Below are 17,195 nucleotides of genomic sequence, written 5' to 3' on the forward strand. Positions count from 1 at the left end.
ATTTGCGACATCTACCATGCTGTTTGCGACAGGGTCGTAAAGAAGGCGAAAGGTTAGATGCGCAAGTATCGCCAACATTGTCGGCGTGATATAAGTTTGCGCCGACACAAAAAGAAAGAGCCGCCCAGATAATAAAACAGGTGGGACGGCAGTACTCTTCTAAAACCAAAGGAGCAAATCACGATGCGCGTGATGAAGTGGAGCATGATCGCACTGGCAGTTGCAGCAGCAGCCAGTACTCAGTTGGCAGTAGCCGCACCTTTCGTAAGCGACCAGGCCGAAGCCAAAGGTTTCGTTGAAGACAGCAAACTCGACTTGCTGGTTCGCAACTACTACTACAACCGTAACAAGAAAGACGGCGCAGTCGATGACAAAGACTGGACCCAGGGCATTCAGGGCATGTACAGCTCGGGCTACACCCAAGGTCTGATCGGTGTTGGCGTTGAAGCTTGGGGCCAACTGGCCATTAAGCTGGACGGTTCCGACAAATATGCCGGTACCGGCAACATGTCCGTGGACTCTGATGGCGAAGTCAACAACAGCCAGGGCAAAGCCGGCGCTGCCGCCAAGTTCCGCATCTCCAAGACCGAGCTGAAAATCGGCGACATGCAGCCAAGCACCTCTCCGGTGTTCGCTGTAGGCGGTTCCCGTATCCTTCACCAAACTGCCAGCGGTATCCAACTGCAGAGCAGCGAAGTTACTGACCTCGACCTCGAAGCCGGTCACTTCTACTCGGCAACCAGCCAGGACCGCAACGCTCGTGACGGCGAACTGTTCGCTACTTACGCTGGCGTGACAGCCAACTCCATCGACTACTTCGGTGGCAAGTACGGCATTACCCCGGACCTGAGCGTATCGCTTTACGGTGCCAAGCTCGAAGACGTCTGGAACCAGTACTACGCCAACGCGAACTACACCCTCGCACTGGGCGGCGACAACTCGATCAACTTCGACGGTAACATCTACAACACCAAGGATACCGGTAACGCTAAAGCAGGCGACATCAGCAACACCGCCTACTCCCTGGCTGCTGCTTACTCGTTCCTGAAAGCACACACCCTGACCCTGGCCTTCCAGAAGGTCAACGGCGATACCCCGTTCGACTACATCGGTGTGGGTGACAACAACCGTGGTGGCGACTCGATTTTCCTCGCCAACTCCATCCAGTACTCTGACTTCAACGCCCCTGGCGAGAAGTCGGTACAAGCCCGTTACGACCTGAAAATGGCCGAGTACGGCGTACCTGGCCTGAGCTTCATGGCCCGTTACGTGAATGGTTGGAACATCGACGGTACCAACACTCCATCGAACAGCACCTACACCGGTCTGTACGGTGCAGACGGTAAACACCACGAAACCAACGTGGAAGCCAAGTACGTCATTCAATCCGGCCCAGCCAAAGATCTGTCCTTCCGCATCCGTCAAGCATGGCACTCCGCCAATGCTGACGAAGGCGAAGGCGATATCTCTGAGTTCCGCCTGATCACCGACTACCCACTCAACATTCTGTAATTGCAGAAAGTTAGTTCGCGGTAATCAAAAAAAGGCCCATCTTCGGATGGGCCTTTTTCGTTGTCTTCTGTACAATATTTAACCAAACAGACTCTGCAGTACATGCCTGACCAAGAAGTCAGGCACTAACCGCACACCCTATTACTGCACCGCCGACTCCTGAACCACACGAATAACCCGCTGTGGAAATGGAATATCGATGCCGGCCTCTCGCAGACGATCACGGGATAGTTCGTTGAACATGAACATCACGTCCCAGTAATCGGCAGTCTTTACCCAGACACGAAGCGAAAGCGTGATCGAACTGTCACCCAGGGTAGAAACAACTGCCAGCGGTTCCGGATCCGCCAATACTCGCGGGTCCTTGGCCAATTCCAGCAAAACTTTACGGGCTTTCTGCAGGTCCGCCTCGTAATCAACGCCTACATCAAACACGACCTTGCGGGTCGGCTGACGGTTTGTGTTGGTGATGATGCCGTTCGACAGATTGCCGTTAGGCACGATGATGGTCTTGTTGTCACCAGTACGCAGTACGGTATGGAAAATCTGGATGCTGTCTACAGTACCGGCGATACCCTGAGCCTCGATCCAGTCACCGATGCGAAACGGACGGAACAGCAGAATCAGCACGCCACCGGCGAAGTTCGCCAGGCTGCCCTGCAAGGCCAGGCCAATGGCCAGGCCTGCCGCACCAATCGCCGCCACAAACGAAGTGGTTTCCACACCGATCATCGAGGCCACGCTGACGATCAGCAGGATCTTGAGGATGATGTTCGCCAGGCTGCTGATAAAGCCTTGCAGCGCCAGGTCGGCGTTACGCAATGCAATCAGGCCGCCGAGTTTTTTCGTGACCTTGTTGATCAGCCACCAGCCGATGGCCAGGGTAATGACCGCCAGCAGTACACGGCTGCCGTATTCCATGATCATCGGGATCCAGCTTTGGGATACCTTGACCAGATTGTCTACCTCGGCATTTAAGTCCATCTACTCTCTCCTGTTTTCCGGCTACCCGGCATGCGTAAAAAAAAGCGGCAGAAAGATCGAACCGCGACGGGCTCAATCGTTTCTGCCGTTGCTTGGGTCTGCGACGTCACAAACGCCAAGAGGTTCCCGCTTTCAGACTCAGTCGCGGAAGTTGTTGAACTGCAGCGGCATACCGAACTCCTTGGCCCGCAGCACTGCAATGGCTTCTTGCAGGTCATCACGCTTTTTGCCGGTGATGCGCACTTGCTCACCCTGGATGGCGGCCTGGACCTTGAGCTTGGCGTCTTTGACGTGAGCGACGATCTTCTTCGCCAACTCCTTGTCGATGCCTTCCTTGAGGACGGCGTCCTGCTTCATCAGCTTGCCCGACGCAAACGCGTCCTTGACTTCAAGGCACTGCACATCGATTTTGCGCTTGACCAGCGCCAGCTTGAGGATCTCAATCATCGCTTCGAGCTGAAAATCCGCTTCGGCGGTCAGGTTGACGGTCAGGTCTTTTTCCTTGAACTCGAAGCTGCCTTTGCCTTTCAGGTCATAACGACGATCGAGTTCCTTGACGGCGTTCTCGACCGCGTTGGTGACTTCGTGTTTGTCCAGTTCGGATACCACGTCGAACGACGGCATGTAATCTCTCCAAATTTAAAGGCGCACTGATGGAGCACGCCTGGCTTGCGGTTAAAATCCGCGCTGATTATAACGGGTCTTTCCCATCATTCACTGCGAGCTGCCGATGCACGCCTTAAACAGAGCAAAAAGCTGATGTCCACCACCTGGCATGTACTGGGCGCCGGCAGCCTCGGCACTTTATGGGCGACACGTCTGGCACGGGCTGGAGTGCCAGTCAGGCTGGTCCTGCGGGACACCGCGAGACTGCAGGCCTATGAAGCGGCCGGTGGATTGACACTGGTTGAACACGGCGAGGCGCGACACTATGCCGTGCCCGCCGAGACAGCCGACGGCACCCAACCGATCAACCGCCTGCTGGTGGCGTGCAAAGCCTACGATACCGAAAGTGCGGTGGCCCGGTTGGCGCCACGCCTGGCCCCAGGCGCCGAACTGATCCTGCTGCAAAATGGCCTGGGCAGTCAGGACGCGGTGGCCGCAAAGGTTCCTCAGGCACGCTGCATCTATGCCTCGAGCACCGAAGGTGCCTTCCGCGATGGCGATTGGCGCGTGGTGTTTGCCGGGCATGGCTTCACCTGGCTGGGAGACGCGAGCCATCCGGTGGCGCCGATCTGGCTCGATGACCTGAGCGCTGCCGGCATCCCTCACGAGTGGAGCACAGAAATCCTGACCAGGCTGTGGCGCAAACTTGCCCTCAACTGTGCGATCAATCCGCTGACGGTGCTGCACGATTGCCGCAACGGCGGCTTGCAGCTACATCACTGCGAAGTCGCCACCCTGTGCGGTGAACTGGTGGAGTTGCTCGAGCGTTGTGGTCAGCCGGCAGCCGCCGAAAACCTGCAGCAGGAAGTCGAACGGGTGATCCACGCCACCGCAGCCAACTACTCCTCGATGCATCAGGACGTCACGAGCCAGCGCCGCACGGAAATCAGCTACTTGCTCGGTTATGCCTGCAAAGTGGCCGGGCGCCATCAACTGAACCTGCCTCACCTCAATCAACTTGAGGCAAGGTTGATCGCTCGCCTGCAAAGCCTTGGATTGCCCAGCGACTGAGCAGCGGCTACGCTGGCCACTTGTTCCTATTCTGCGATGAATCCGATGCCATTGCGCCAGCGCCTTGAAAACCTGCCCGTCGGCCAGAAACTGCTGGCCGCCCTGCTGGTACTGATGGTCACCGTCCTGCTGGTTGCCAACCTGACCTTTATCAGCGCCGCCTACTACATCTCCCAGGAAAGCATGGCGCCCCAGGCCCTGCAGACTATCGGCCGGCTGGTGTCCAACCCGAGCCTGGCCTCCGAAGCCCTGGAATCCCCCCAAAGCGCCGAGCGCCTGCTGAATGAACTCAACAGCTATTCGCCGTTGCGCGCGGCAGCCCTGTATGACGCAAAGGGCGAGCGATTGGCGCAATTGCAACATGGCGACAACCTGGAGCTGCCGAAGCGTTTCCGGCATATCGAAGACTGGCAGGCCACCGAGTTTCGTACCAACCAAGTCATCCCTCTGCCCCGCACCGGTGCGGCACCAGGGCACCTATTGTTGGTGGCCACGAGCGAACTGCCAATGGCGTTCTACACCGGGACCCTGACGGCCAGCCTGGGGATTCTGATCTTCAGCGTGCTGCTGTGGCTGATCATTGCCCGCCAGATCAAGCGCCTGATTACCCGGCCGATCCACCAGCTCGAAGAGTTGTCCCGGCAGGTCACCCGTGAAGAAAACTACGCACTGCGTGCTTCGCGCGGAAACCACGATGAAATCGGCAGCCTCGCCGAGGCGTTCAATACCATGCTCTCGCGGATTGAGGCCAGGGAGCAGCAACTCAAGCGGGCCAGGGACGACTCCCAGGCAGCCTACGACCAGGCCCAGGGTCTGGCGGAAGAAACCCGCCACACCAACCGCAAACTGGAGCTCGAAGTCCAGGTGCGCAGCAAGATCGAGAAAAAGCTCACCGGTTTCCAGAACTACCTCAACAGCATCATCGACTCCATGCCGTCGGCGCTGATCGCCCTCGACGAACAACTCTACGTGACGCAATGGAACCAGGAGGCCAGCGCCCTCTCCGGCACGCGCCTCGATGAAGCCTTGAACCAGCCTATCTTCCTCGCCTTCGAACCGCTCAAGCCATTCCTGCCGCAACTGAAGGAAACGGTCGAGCAGCATACGGTGGCCAAGATCGAGCGTGTCACCTGGCTCAAGGATGACGACCCCCGCCACTACGCCCTGACTTTCTACCCGTTGATGGGCGGTGCCGGGCGTGGCGTGGTAATCCGGATCGATGACATCACCCAGCGCCTGTCCCTGGAAGAGATGATGGTGCAGTCGGAGAAAATGCTTTCGGTGGGTGGCCTGGCCGCCGGCATGGCCCACGAGATCAACAACCCGCTGGGCGCGATCCTGCACAACGTGCAAAACATTCGCCGGCGCCTGTCGCCCGATTTGCCGAAGAACCTCGAAGTGGCCGAACAGGCCGGCATCGAACTGGCGACGGTCAATCAGTACCTGCAAATCCGCGAAGTGCCACAGTTGCTCGACGGCATCCAGCAGGCCGGTGCCCGGGCGGCGAAAATCGTCACCCACATGCTCAGCTTCAGCCGTCGCAGTACCCGCCAGATGGCCCCGTGCGACCTACCCGCCCTGATCGACCAGGCAGTGGAGATCGCTGGTAACGATTTCGACCTGGCGATCGGTTTCGACTTCAAGGGCCAGGCCATCATTCGCCAGTTCGATCCGGCCCTGGGACCGGTCCCCGGCACCGCCAACGAACTGGAGCAAGTGCTGCTCAATCTGTTGAAAAACGCCGCGCAAGCCATTCACCAGCGCGAAGACGACAGCGAGCCGGGGCGGATCATCCTGCGCACCAGGCTGAATCCGCCATGGGCGGAAATTCAGGTCGAGGACAACGGCATCGGCATGAGCGAAAACGTGCGCAAACGGACCTTCGAACCCTTCTTCACCACCAAGGAAATCGGCCAGGGCACCGGGCTTGGCCTGTCGGTGTCGTACTTCATCATCACCAATAACCACAAGGGGCAGATGGAAGTGCAATCGACCCTGGGCCAAGGCACTAGCTTCACCTTGCGCCTGCCTCTGGCGAGCACGCCGCCCGTTTCGCAACAACTCAATCTGCTATCGAGGTAACCATGGGCTTTCGTTTGTCGAAGATTTACACCCGCACTGGCGACAAAGGCGAAACCGGGCTGGGCGATGGTCGTCGCGTACCGAAAGATCACCCGCGCATTGAAGCAATTGGCGAGGTCGATACGCTGAACAGCCAGGTTGGGGTGCTTCTGGCCGGGCTGGCGGCCGAAACTGGACAGTTTCCAGGCTTGAACGAAGTGATCGAGGTATTGGCTCCCTGCCAGCATCGGTTATTTGATCTGGGTGGCGAACTGGCGATGCCGGTGTATCAGGCGCTGAATGCAGCGGAAATCGAACGCCTGGAAGCGGCGATCGATGTGTGGAATGAAGAGCTGGGGCCGCTGGAAAACTTCATTTTGCCCGGCGGTTCGACGCTGATTGCCCAAGCCCATGTCTGCCGCAGCCTGGCACGCAGCGCAGAGCGGCGCTGTCAGCAGCTCAATGCGATTGAGCCGTTGGCCGGGGTTGGCCTGGCGTACATCAATCGGTTGTCGGATTTGTTGTTCGTGGTGGCGCGGCTGATTGCCAAGCGTCAGGGTGTGGCGGAGATTCTTTGGCAACCTGCGGCGAAGCCTGAGGTTTAGCCGGCGCCTCTCAGGGCCCCTTCGCGAGCAAGCCCGCTCCCACAATCCACTTTGGGAGCGAGCTTGCTCGCGATGAGGCCATTTGCATCACTGGGAGTCAGGCCAAAACGCCCGAATCCCCGCCACACCCTGCGCACCCGCCGCCCAGGCTTTCTCGACCTCAGCCGGGCCAACACCACCGAGCAGGAACACCGGCTTGCTGAAGCCCTCGATCAAGCTCGATGCCAGCTCCCAACCCAATGGCTCGGCGCCTGGGTGAGTCAGGGTTGGCTGCACCGGCGACAGGGTCACGAAATCCACCCCCATCTGCTCGGCTAGCGCCAGCTCTTCAGCGTTATGGCACGATGCCGCCAGCCAGCGCGATGCCGGTAGCGGTCGGCCCGCCGCTGCGTACTTGCGCAGTTGCGCCGAGGTAATGTGCCAACCGGCGGACGGGAAGTCGCCCAGCCATTCGAACGGCCCCTTGATCATCAATTGCGCCTTGCCGGCACACAGGCCTACCGCATCCACGGCCAGGTCGCGGTACTTCGGGTCGTAACCGTTCGGTGCACGCAGCTGGATCAGCTTGATGCCGCCGGCAATGGCCTTCTGGATGCCGCGCAGCATGGCCGGAGTTTCCAGGTCTTCCGGGGTGATCAGGTACTGGGCAGGTAATTTCGCGGCCGCGACGATCGGCTGATTGGCCGCCGGGAACTCGTAATTCGACAAATCACGCGGCGCAACCCAGGCCAGCGGTTGTCCCTCGGCACCGTGGGGCTCGCCGGTAAACGCCGAGACTTCCCAGACATCCAGCAATACCTGTTTGTCCGGGTAATCGTGCCGGACCTTGATCAGCGGGCGCGCCGCGCCGACCACGATGCCCAGCTCTTCATGAAGTTCACGGGCCAGTGCGGTTTCGACCGACTCATCGGCCTCGACCTTGCCGCCTGGAAACTCCCACAGGCCGCCTTGGTGCTGTGAATCCGCACGACGGGCGATCAGGATTTGGCCACTGCCATCGCGAATGACGGCGGCGGCGACATGGACTCGTTTCACTTTTCCAGCTCCTCCAGTCCAGCCTTCTGCCAGGCCTTGAACGCTGGCCATTGGTAGAGGGTTTCAACATAGGCTTCGTCAGCCACGGACAGTTTCACCCGATAGGTGCGCAGGCGCACGGCGATGGGTGCAAAGAACGCGTCGGCCAACGTGAGACGGCCAAACAGGTACGGACCGCTCTCGGTCGCAGCGGCACGACACTCGGCCCACAACGCTGACATGCGCTCGATGTCCGCCTGGACATCGGCCGGGACCGGCGACAGCGCGGCGTCATGGCTCAGGTCGAACGGCATGTTGCCGCGCATGGCGAAAAAGCCACTGTGCATCTGCGCGCACGCCGAACGCGCCTGGGCACGGGCGGCAGTGTCTTTGGGCCACAGGCTCGCGTCGGGAAACTGCTCTGCCAGGTATTCGGCAATCGCCAGGGAGTCGGCGATGGTGCCGTGTCCGGTTTTCAGCAGCGGGACTTTACAGGTCGGCGAATGCTTGAGCAGACGCTCACGGGTGTCTGGCTGGTTCAGCTTGATCAGTTCTTCGGTGTAGGAAGCGCCAGCCAGATCGAGGGCCAGAGCGCCGCGCAGGGACCAGGAGGAATGCAGTTTGTCGCCGATGATCAGGTGCAGGCTCATGTTCGGGACCTTTAGATTTAGGGACAAGCCAGTCTAGTGGCTGACCGGCAAACCGCCATCGCGAGCAAGCTCGCTCCCACAGTGACCGCGTTGGACACAACATTCGTGTACGCCACTGAACCTGTGGGAGCGAGCCTGCTCGCGATAGGATCGACTCGGTCTTACGTACGGTACTCGGCGTTGATCTTCACGTATTCGTGGGACAGGTCGGTGGTCCAGATGGTTTCGCTGCAATCGCCACGACCCAACTCGATACGGATGGTGATTTCTTCCCGCTGCATAACCGCCGCGCCCTGGGCTTCGGTGTAGGTCGACGCGCGCGCGCCACGGCTGGCGATGCACACGTCGCTGAGGAACACGTCGATCTTGCTCACGTCCAGGTTCGGCACACCGGCACGCCCCACGGCCGCCAGGATACGGCCCCAGTTCGGATCGGAAGCGAACAACGCGGTCTTGATCAGCGGCGAGTGGGCCACGGTGTAACCGACGTCCAGGCATTCCTGGTGATTGCCGCCGCCGTTGACTTCAACGGTGACGAACTTGGTCGCGCCTTCACCGTCGCGAACGATGGCCTGGGCCACGTCCATGCACACTTCGAACACCGCTTGCTTGAGCTTGGCAAACAGCTCGCCTTCGGCACGGGTGATTTCCGGCAGCGCGGCCTGACCCGTGGCGATCAGCATGCAGCAGTCGTTGGTCGAGGTGTCGCCGTCGATGGTGATGCGGTTGAACGACTTGTTGGCGCCGTCCAGCATCAGATTTTGCAGCACATCGCGGGAGACTTTGGCGTCGGTGGCGATGTAGCCGAGCATGGTCGCCATGTTCGGACGGATCATGCCAGCGCCTTTGCTGATGCCGGTCACGGTGACGGTCACACCATCGTGCTGGAACTGGCGACTGGCGCCTTTTGGCAGGGTGTCGGTGGTCATGATGCCGGTGGCGGCAGCTTCCCAGTTGTGGATCGACAGGTCGTCGAGGGCTGCTTGCAGCGCGCCTTCGATTTTCTCGACCGGCAGCGGCTCGCCGATCACACCGGTGGAGTACGGCAGCACCTGGCTGGCATCGACACCGGTCAACTCGGCCAGCTTGGCGCAAGTGCGCTCGGCGGCGGCCAGGCCAGGCTCGCCGGTGCCGGCGTTGGCATTGCCGGTGTTGGTCAGCAGGTAACGCACAGGGCCTTGCACGCGTTGCTTGGCCAGGATCACCGGTGCGGCGCAAAAGGCGTTCAGGGTGAACACGCCGGCAACCGTGGAGCCTTCAACACAGCGCATGACCACAACATCCTTGCGCCCCGGGCGCTTGATGCCGGCCGAGGCGATACCGAGTTCAAAACCGGCAACCGGGTGCAACGTTGGCAAAGGACCAAGACCAACAGCCATGAATGCGCTCCTTTATAAATGATGTCTGCACCGTTTCAGCAGAACGGTGGTTCGAATGGTAAAACGCCGCGACGGCAGAAGCCGGTCGCGGCGCGGGTATTTCAGCGATTGAAACGGGTTTTACTGAATCTGCCCGTGGCAATGCTTGAACTTCTTGCCCGAACCGCAGTAGCACAGCTCATTGCGACCCAGCTTCTGCTCGTTGCGAACCGGTGCGGTGGCGAGGGCAACATCGACCTCTTCACCCAACACTTCCGGGTGCTCAAGGCCTGGAGCCTCTTCATGCAGGAACTGCATGCGAGCGGCCAGTGCCTCGGCTTCCTGACGCAGGCGCTGCTCTTCTTCGATCGGATCTTCGCGGCGAACCTGAACGTGGGACAGCACACGGATCGAATCGCGCTTGATCGAATCCAGCAACTCGGAGAACAGGGTGAACGACTCGCGCTTGTATTCCTGCTTCGGGTTCTTCTGGGCATAGCCACGCAAGTGGATACCGTGGCGCAGGTGGTCCATGGTCGACAGGTGGTCTTTCCACAGGTCGTCCAGCACGCGCAGAACGATTTGCTTCTCGAAGGTGCGCAGCGCTTCGGCGCCCGCCTGGTCTTCTTTCTCGTTGTACGCCGCGATCAGTTCCTGCATCAGTTTCTCGCGCAGGGTTTCTTCGTACAGGTGATCGTCTTCGTCGAGCCATTGCTGGATCGGCAGCGCCACACCGAAGTCGCTCTGCAACGCAGCTTCCAGACCGGCCACGTCCCACTGCTCAGGCAGCGATTGTGGAGGAATGTGCGCGCTGACGGTGGCGTTGAGCACGTCCTGACGGAAGTCAGCGATGGTCTCACCGATGTTGTCGGCGGCCAGCAACGTGTTACGCATGTGATAGATCACTTTACGCTGTTCGTTGTTGACGTCGTCGAACTCGAGCAGTTGCTTGCGAATGTCGAAGTTGCGGCCTTCAACCTTGCGCTGGGCCTTTTCGATGGCGTTGGTCACCATGCGGTGCTCGATCGCTTCGCCAGGCTGCATGCCCAGGGCCTTCATGAAGTTCTTCACCCGGTCAGAGGCGAAGATGCGCATCAGGCTGTCTTCCAGCGACAGATAGAAGCGGCTGGAACCGGCATCGCCCTGACGACCGGCACGACCACGCAGCTGGTTGTCGATACGACGCGATTCGTGACGCTCGGAGGCAATCACCTGCAAACCGCCCGACTCGAGCACTTGCTGGTGACGTTTCTGCCAGTCGGCCTTGATCTGGGCAATCTGCTCAGGGGTCGGGTCTTCCAGGGAAGCGACTTCCACTTCCCAGTTACCGCCCAACAGGATATCGGTACCACGACCGGCCATGTTGGTGGCGATGGTCAGTGCGCCCGGGCGACCGGCCTGGGCAATGATCTCGGCTTCCTTTTCGTGGAACTTGGCGTTCAGGACCTTGTGTTCGATGCCTTCCTTCACGAGCAGGCTGGACATGTGCTCGGAGGTTTCGATGGTGGCGGTACCGACCAGAACCGGACGGCCCGCGGCCATGCTTTCCTTGATGTCGGCCACGATTGCCGCGTATTTCTCGTCGGCGGTCAGGAACACCAGGTCGTTGTAGTCTTTACGGGCCAGCGGCTTGTTCGGCGGAATCACCATGACCTGCAGGCCATAGATCTGGTGGAACTCGAACGCTTCGGTGTCGGCCGTACCGGTCATGCCGGACAGCTTGTTGTACAGACGGAAGTAGTTCTGGAAGGTGGTCGACGCCAGCGTTTGGCTTTCGGCCTGGATGTTCAGGTTTTCCTTGGCTTCGATGGCCTGGTGCAGGCCTTCGGACAAGCGACGGCCCGGCATGGTACGGCCGGTGTGCTCGTCGACCAGTACGACCTGACCGTCCTGCACGATGTATTCGACGTTGCGATGGAACAGCTTGTGTGCGCGCAGACCGGCGTAGACGTGAGTCAGCAGGCTCAGGTTGTGCGCCGAGTACAGGCTCTCGCCTTCAGCCAGCAGGCCGATGCGGGTGAGTGTTTCTTCGACGAACTGGTGACCGGCTTCGTTGAGTTCGACCTGGCGGGTCTTCTCGTCGACGGTGTAGTGGCCGGCCTTGGTGACTTCGCCTTCCACTTCTTCGACGTGCAACTCAAGCGTCGGGATCAGTTTGTTGACCTCGATGTACAGCTTGGAGCTGTCTTCGGCCTGACCGGAAATGATCAGCGGGGTACGGGCTTCGTCGATGAGGATGGAGTCGACTTCGTCGATCACGGCAAAATTGAGTTCACGCTGGAATTTTTCTTCCATGCTGAACGCCATGTTGTCGCGCAGGTAATCGAAACCGAATTCGTTGTTGGTGCCGTAAGTGATGTCGGCAGCGTAGGCCGCGCGCTTCTCTTCCGGTGGCTGGAATGGCGTAACCACGCCGACCGTCATGCCGAGGAATTCATACAGCGGGCGCATCCAGTTGGCGTCACGGCGGGCCAGGTAGTCGTTCACCGTTACAACGTGCACGCCTTTGCCGGACAGCGCGTTGAGGTAAACGCCCAGTGTTGCCACCAGGGTCTTGCCTTCACCGGTACGCATTTCCGCGATCATGCCTTCATGCAAGGTCATGCCGCCGATCAGCTGGACATCGAAGTGGCGCATGCCCATGACACGCTTGCCGGCTTCACGGGCGACCGCGAAGGCTTCTGGCAGCAGTTTGTCGAGGGATTCCCCTTTGGCGATGCGGGCCTTGAACTCGCTGGTCTTGGCACGCAATTGATCGTCCGAAAGGGCCACCATTTGCTCTTCGAAGGCATTGACGAGTTGCACCGTCTTGAGCATGCGTTTGACTTCACGCTCGTTCTTGCTTCCAAAAAGTTTCTTTAACAAAGGCGCAAACATATCGGCAGGATCTTCCACACTAAAGGGATGGAGGGCGGCCCCGTGAGTCGCCCGTGCAGCCCTCATGGCCGCATGCGAACGAGCATTCTACCCGGAAACGATGGAGAGGAAAGTGGCGATATTCCACGATGCTGGCACAGCGCTTTGACGGGGCTCACTTAAAATAAGGGCGTTTTGCTCAACTTCAAGCCGTTCAAGGCAGAAGTTAGTTGTTGATTTAATGGGCAAAGCACCCACAAAAGCAATGGGCGGGTGCATTCGGTGCTTTCTGCTACCATGGCGGCTCTGTTACTTCAGGTGTCTGATCATGGCATTTCGCCCACTTACGGCCAAAGTACCTGCCGTTCTACTACGCGAAGCCAAGCCGCTGAAGGCCATTCTCGGCCACGCTCAACGCCTGGGTCATCTGCAACGTTTGCTCGAAAGCCAATTGCAACCCGCCGCTCGCGAGCATTGCCACGTGGCTTCCTGGCGTGAAGGCAGTTTGTTGCTGATTGTCACCGACGGTCATTGGGCAACCCGCCTGCGCTACCAGCAGAAGCGCCTGCAACGGCAACTGCAGATGTTCGACGAGTTCGCCAATCTGACCCGGATCCTGTTCAAAGTTCAACCGCCGACCGTTCAGCAAGGTGCGGCCGGGCATACCATGGATTTGTCCAACGACGCGGCAGCGACCATCCAGGCCACGGCCGACGGGATCAGCGACCCGAATTTGCGGGCCGCGCTGGAGCGGTTGGCGGCGCACGCCAAAACCAAAACCTGACACAGAACCCATGTGGGAGCGGGCTTGCTCGCGATATCGGTATGACATTCAACATATAGGTTGACTGATATGCCGCCATCGCGAGCAAGCTCGCTCCCACATTTGATTGAGTCCGCTCGCTATCGGCGTTTGCTGCCGCCCAGTAATGAGCCCATCAAGCCGCGCACCAACTGTCGGCCAATCTGGTTCGCCGCCTGTTGCATCGCCGATTTCAGCGCCTTCCCTGCCGCTGTGCCAAGGAACTCTCCGGCCTGCTCGGTGAAACTCGGCTCCTGTTTGCCCTGCTCCGCTTCGGGCTCAGGTGCCAGCCCCTTGCGCCCCATAAGCACCTCATAGGCCGAGTCACGGTCTATCGGCTTGTCATAACGCCCTTTCAAAGGCGATCCGGCAATCAACGCCGTGCGCTCGGCATCGGTCAAAGGCCCGATCCGCGATTGCGGCGGTGCCACCAGAACCCGCTGAACCATTTCCGGCGTACCCTTTTCCTGCAGGGTGCCGACCAGCGCCTCACCGATCCCGAGCTCGGTCAACACCGACAACGCATCTAACGCCGGGTTCGGGCGGAAACCTTCGGCCACTGCGCGCAGGGACTTCTGCTCCTTGGCCGTGAACGCACGCAGACCGTGCTGGATGCGCAAGCCCAACTGCGCCAGCACATCATCCGGCAGGTCACCCGGCGACTGGGTGACGAAATACACGCCCACGCCTTTCGAACGAATCAGCCTCACGACCTGTTCCAGACGATCACGCAATGCCTGGGGCGTGCCGTTGAACAACAGGTGAGCCTCGTCGAAGAACAGCGCCAGCAGCGGTTTGTCGGCATCGCCACGCTCCGGCAACTGTTCGAACAGCTCGGCCAGCAGCCACAGCAGGAACGTCGCGTAGACTTTCGGCGCTTCATGTACCAGGCGGCTGGCATCCAGCAAATGAATGCGCCCACGGCCATCCGCAGTGGGCTGGAGGATGTCTTCGAGTTGCAGCGCCGGCTCGCCGAACAAGGCTTCGGCGCCCTGTTGCTCCAGGGTCGCCAGTCGTCGCAACAGTGCCTGGCTGGAGCCGGTGGTCATCAACGCCGCATCGTCGCCCAGCAACTGGGGGTTGTCCCGCAGGTGATTGAGCAACGCTTTCAGGTCCTTGAGATCGAGCAACAACAGGCCTTCACGGTCCGCCACCTTGAAAGCGGCGTACAGCGCCGACTGCTGACTGTCGCTCAGCTCCAGCAGGCTGCCCAGCAGCAGCGGCCCCATTTCACTCAAGGTTGTGCGTAAAGGATGACCGGACTGACCGTGTACGTCCCACAACGTCACCGGATAAGCCTGAGGCTTGTGGTTGAGCCAGGGCATGCCGGCAATCCGCTCGGCGATCTTGCCCTGGGGGTTGCCGGCGGCGCCAAGGCCGCACAGGTCACCCTTGATGTCGGCAGCGAACACCGCCACACCGGCATCGCTGAAGGCTTCGGCCAGTCGTTGCAAAGTGACGGTCTTGCCGGTGCCGGTCGCGCCCGCGATCAAACCGTGGCGGTTCGCCAGGCGCATGGCCTGGGCAATCGGCTGCCCTTCGAGATCTGCGCCGATAACGAGTTGCAATGAGTCAGGCATTTGGTCACCCATGATTAATCTTTGGTCCTACACGGCCGATAGAAATAACGACAAAGCAGTCAGACACGATCTGGTCGGAAATTTCCCTAAGGAGAGTCGGAAAATTCACTTGCTTTCAACCTTGCCCGTCGTGCGTCCCTTTATAAAAGCACGCGCTGGACATTAAGACCTTAGCGGAACCCCAAGCCATGAACAAAAATCTGCGTTTCAGCCATAAAATCCTGCTTGCCGCCGCCCTCATTGTGATTGCCGCCTTCGCCTCATTCACCCTGTACAACGACTATTTGCAGCGCAATGCCATCCGCGAAGACCTGGAAAATTATCTGCAGGAAATGGGCGGAGTTACCGCTAACAATATCCAGACCTGGTTGAACGGGCGCAGCCTGCTGATTGAAAACCTGTCACAAACTGTCGCGCTCAACCCCGATGCCGACAACGTTTCCAGCCTGCTTGTACAAAAAGCCGTCACCTCGACCTTCATGGGCGCCTACCTCGGCAACAAGGATGGCTCGTTCATCATTCGCCCGGACAGCAAGATGCCCGATGGCTATGACCCGCGTGCACGCCCTTGGTACAAGAGCGCGCAAGGCAGCAGCGGTTCGGCATTGACCGAGCCTTATATTGATCTGGCCTCCGGCCAGCTGGTGATTTCCATTGTCGACAGCGTTATCAAGGACGGCCAGAACATCGGCGTGGTCGGTGGCGACCTGAGCTTGCAGGTGATCGCCGACAGCCTTGGCACGCTGGATTTCGACGGCATGGGTTATGCCTTCCTGGTCAGCTCCGACGGCAAGATCCTGGTACATCCTGACAAAGCGCTGGCGATGAAGTCCCTCAAGGATGTCTACCCGCAAGACACGCCGGCCATCAGCAGCGCAATGAGCGAAATCCAGGTCGACGGCAAAACCCGCATCGTGACTTTCACCCCGATCAAAGGCTTGTCGTCGGTCAACTGGTACATCGGTGTGTCGGTCGACAAGGACAAAGCCTACTCGATGCTCAGCAAATTCCGCGCCTCGGCTGTCGTTGCGACCATCATTGCCGTGGCCATCATCATCGCCCTGCTCGGCATGCTGATTCGCATCCTGATCCAGCCGCTGCACGTCATGACCCGCGCCATGGCCGACATCGCCGACGGCGAAGGCGACCTGACCAAGCGCCTGACCATCCAGAACAATGACGAATTCGGCACCCTCGGTACCGCGTTCAACCGTTTCGTCGAGCGCATTCACGGCTCGATCCGCGAAGTGTCCTCGGCCACCGGGCAAGTCAATGAAGTGGCATTGCGCGTGGTGGCCGCTTCCAACTCGTCGATGTTCAACTCCGACCAGCAAGCCTCGCGCACCAGCAGCGTCGCGGCTGCCATCAACCAACTCGGCGCCGCCGCCCAGGAAATTGCCCGTAATGCCGCTCAGGCTTCGAACCAGGCCAGCGATGCCCGCAACCTGGCCGAAGACGGCCAGCAAGTGGTAGACCGCAGCATCGCGGCGATGAATCAACTGTCGAGCATGCTCAGCGCATCGAGTTCCAACATCGAATCGCTGAACAGCAAAACGGTGAACATCGGGCAGATTCTCGAAGTGATCACCAGCATTTCCCAACAAACCAACTTGCTGGCGCTCAACGCCGCCATTGAAGCCGCCCGCGCCGGTGAAGCCGGTCGTGGATTCGCCGTGGTGGCGGACGAAGTGCGCAACCTGGCACACCGCACGCAGGAATCGGCGCAACAGGTGCAAACCATGATCGAGGAGCTGCAGGTCGGCGCCCGGGAATCGGTCAGCACCATGATCGACAGCCAGCGCCACAGCCAGGACAGCGTGGAAATCGCCAACCTCGCGGGTGAACGCCTGAACAGCGTGACGCTGCGTATTGGTGAAATCGACGGCATGAACCAGTCGGTGGCTACCGCGACCGAAGAACAGACCGCCGTGGTGGAGTCGATCAACGTCGACATCACCGAAATCAACACGCTGAACCAGGAAGGTGTGGAAAACCTGCAATCGACATTGCGCGCGTGCTCGGACCTTGAGCAGCAAGCGGCGCGGTTGAAGCAGTTGGTAGGCAGTTTCCGTATCTAGCGTCTGAACTGGCCCCTT

13 protein-coding genes are annotated in these 17,195 nt (G+C 59.6%); 6 read left to right on the top strand and 7 right to left on the bottom strand.

Going from position 1 to position 17,195, the window contains the following annotated elements:
- Nucleotides 1-183 precede the first annotated feature (183 nt).
- A complete protein-coding gene (locus tag AABM52_RS24565; RefSeq protein WP_347908644.1) occupies nt 184-1,512 on the top strand; it encodes an OprD family porin in 1,329 nt (442 codons plus the stop codon).
- A 141-nt stretch (nt 1,513-1,653) separates the two neighbouring features.
- Here AABM52_RS24565 and AABM52_RS24570 read toward each other — a convergent pair whose 3' ends face one another.
- Nucleotides 1,654-2,496, bottom strand: coding sequence for a mechanosensitive ion channel family protein (locus AABM52_RS24570; protein WP_347908646.1), 843 nt, complete (start codon nt 2,494-2,496; stop codon nt 1,654-1,656).
- A 138-nt stretch (nt 2,497-2,634) separates the two neighbouring features.
- Nucleotides 2,635-3,120, bottom strand: a complete 486-nt coding sequence (locus tag AABM52_RS24575) for a YajQ family cyclic di-GMP-binding protein (RefSeq protein ID WP_007990750.1) — start codon at nt 3,118-3,120, stop codon at nt 2,635-2,637.
- 135 nt (nt 3,121-3,255) lie between these two features.
- On the opposite strand from AABM52_RS24575, the gene AABM52_RS24580 reads away from it, so the two are divergent.
- The 3 genes from AABM52_RS24580 to AABM52_RS24590 are packed head-to-tail and all read left to right on the top strand — an operon-like array spanning nt 3,256 to nt 6,839.
- Entirely contained in the window at nt 3,256-4,173 is a 918-nt protein-coding gene (locus tag AABM52_RS24580; protein ID WP_347908648.1) for a putative 2-dehydropantoate 2-reductase, read from the top strand.
- 45 nt (nt 4,174-4,218) lie between these two features.
- Entirely contained in the window at nt 4,219-6,255 is a 2,037-nt protein-coding gene (locus AABM52_RS24585; protein WP_347908650.1) for an ATP-binding protein, read from the top strand.
- 2 nt (nt 6,256-6,257) lie between these two features.
- Entirely contained in the window at nt 6,258-6,839 is a 582-nt protein-coding gene (locus tag AABM52_RS24590) for a cob(I)yrinic acid a,c-diamide adenosyltransferase (protein ID WP_347908652.1), read from the top strand.
- A gap of 87 nt (nt 6,840-6,926) precedes the next feature.
- Here AABM52_RS24590 and AABM52_RS24595 read toward each other — a convergent pair whose 3' ends face one another.
- The 4 genes from AABM52_RS24595 to secA all read right to left on the bottom strand — a co-directional run bounded on the left by AABM52_RS24595 (nt 6,927) and on the right by secA (nt 12,738).
- Entirely contained in the window at nt 6,927-7,874 is a 948-nt protein-coding gene (locus AABM52_RS24595; protein ID WP_347908654.1) for a Nudix family hydrolase, read from the bottom strand.
- Nucleotides 7,871-8,503 (bottom strand): glutathione S-transferase family protein, encoded by a 633-nt coding sequence (locus AABM52_RS24600; RefSeq protein WP_347908656.1) that lies wholly within the window; start codon nt 8,501-8,503, stop codon nt 7,871-7,873. The genes AABM52_RS24595 and AABM52_RS24600 overlap by 4 nt, the downstream gene beginning before the upstream one ends.
- 161 nt (nt 8,504-8,664) lie before the next feature.
- Nucleotides 8,665-9,882 carry a bifunctional glutamate N-acetyltransferase/amino-acid acetyltransferase ArgJ gene (gene argJ / locus AABM52_RS24605; RefSeq protein WP_347908658.1) on the bottom strand — a complete coding sequence of 406 codons (1,218 nt, stop codon included), beginning with the start codon at nt 9,880-9,882 and terminating at the stop codon, nt 8,665-8,667.
- Between the two features lie 120 nt (nt 9,883-10,002).
- A complete protein-coding gene (secA, locus tag AABM52_RS24610) occupies nt 10,003-12,738 on the bottom strand; it encodes a preprotein translocase subunit SecA (RefSeq protein WP_347908660.1) in 2,736 nt (911 codons plus the stop codon).
- A 307-nt stretch (nt 12,739-13,045) separates the two neighbouring features.
- Here secA and AABM52_RS24615 point away from each other — a divergent pair, with 307 nt between their 5' ends.
- Nucleotides 13,046-13,501 carry a DciA family protein gene (locus AABM52_RS24615; RefSeq protein ID WP_347908661.1) on the top strand — a complete coding sequence of 152 codons (456 nt, stop codon included), beginning with the start codon at nt 13,046-13,048 and terminating at the stop codon, nt 13,499-13,501.
- 119 nt (nt 13,502-13,620) lie between these two features.
- Here the strand turns inward: AABM52_RS24615 and AABM52_RS24620 are convergent, their stop codons facing one another.
- Nucleotides 13,621-15,099, bottom strand: coding sequence for a helicase HerA-like domain-containing protein (locus AABM52_RS24620; protein ID WP_347908663.1), 1,479 nt, complete (start codon nt 15,097-15,099; stop codon nt 13,621-13,623).
- Between the two features lie 188 nt (nt 15,100-15,287).
- On the opposite strand from AABM52_RS24620, the gene AABM52_RS24625 reads away from it, so the two are divergent.
- Nucleotides 15,288-17,177 carry a methyl-accepting chemotaxis protein gene (locus AABM52_RS24625; protein ID WP_347908664.1) on the top strand — a complete coding sequence of 630 codons (1,890 nt, stop codon included), beginning with the start codon at nt 15,288-15,290 and terminating at the stop codon, nt 17,175-17,177.
- Nucleotides 17,178-17,195: the final 18 nt, after the last annotated feature.

This window comes from Pseudomonas grandcourensis (genome assembly GCF_039909015.1).
GTDB lineage: Bacteria > Pseudomonadota > Gammaproteobacteria > Pseudomonadales > Pseudomonadaceae > Aquipseudomonas > Aquipseudomonas grandcourensis.

Bases quoted from the DNA above. Each gene is read 5' to 3' on its own strand.
- AABM52_RS24565 (WP_347908644.1), top strand. From the start codon at position 184: ATGCGCGTGATGAAGTGGAGCATGATCGCACTGGCAGTTGCAGCAGCA.
- AABM52_RS24570 (WP_347908646.1), bottom strand. From the start codon at position 2,496: ATGGACTTAAATGCCGAGGTAGACAATCTGGTCAAGGTATCCCAAAGC.
- AABM52_RS24575 (WP_007990750.1), bottom strand. From the start codon at position 3,120: ATGCCGTCGTTCGACGTGGTATCCGAACTGGACAAACACGAAGTCACC.
- AABM52_RS24580 (WP_347908648.1), top strand. From the start codon at position 3,256: ATGTCCACCACCTGGCATGTACTGGGCGCCGGCAGCCTCGGCACTTTA.
- AABM52_RS24585 (WP_347908650.1), top strand. From the start codon at position 4,219: ATGCCATTGCGCCAGCGCCTTGAAAACCTGCCCGTCGGCCAGAAACTG.
- AABM52_RS24590 (WP_347908652.1), top strand. From the start codon at position 6,258: ATGGGCTTTCGTTTGTCGAAGATTTACACCCGCACTGGCGACAAAGGC.
- AABM52_RS24600 (WP_347908656.1), bottom strand. From the start codon at position 8,503: ATGAGCCTGCACCTGATCATCGGCGACAAACTGCATTCCTCCTGGTCC.
- argJ (WP_347908658.1), bottom strand. From the start codon at position 9,882: ATGGCTGTTGGTCTTGGTCCTTTGCCAACGTTGCACCCGGTTGCCGGT.
- secA (WP_347908660.1), bottom strand. From the start codon at position 12,738: ATGTTTGCGCCTTTGTTAAAGAAACTTTTTGGAAGCAAGAACGAGCGT.
- AABM52_RS24615 (WP_347908661.1), top strand. From the start codon at position 13,046: ATGGCATTTCGCCCACTTACGGCCAAAGTACCTGCCGTTCTACTACGC.
- AABM52_RS24620 (WP_347908663.1), bottom strand. From the start codon at position 15,099: ATGCCTGACTCATTGCAACTCGTTATCGGCGCAGATCTCGAAGGGCAG.
- AABM52_RS24625 (WP_347908664.1), top strand. From the start codon at position 15,288: ATGAACAAAAATCTGCGTTTCAGCCATAAAATCCTGCTTGCCGCCGCC.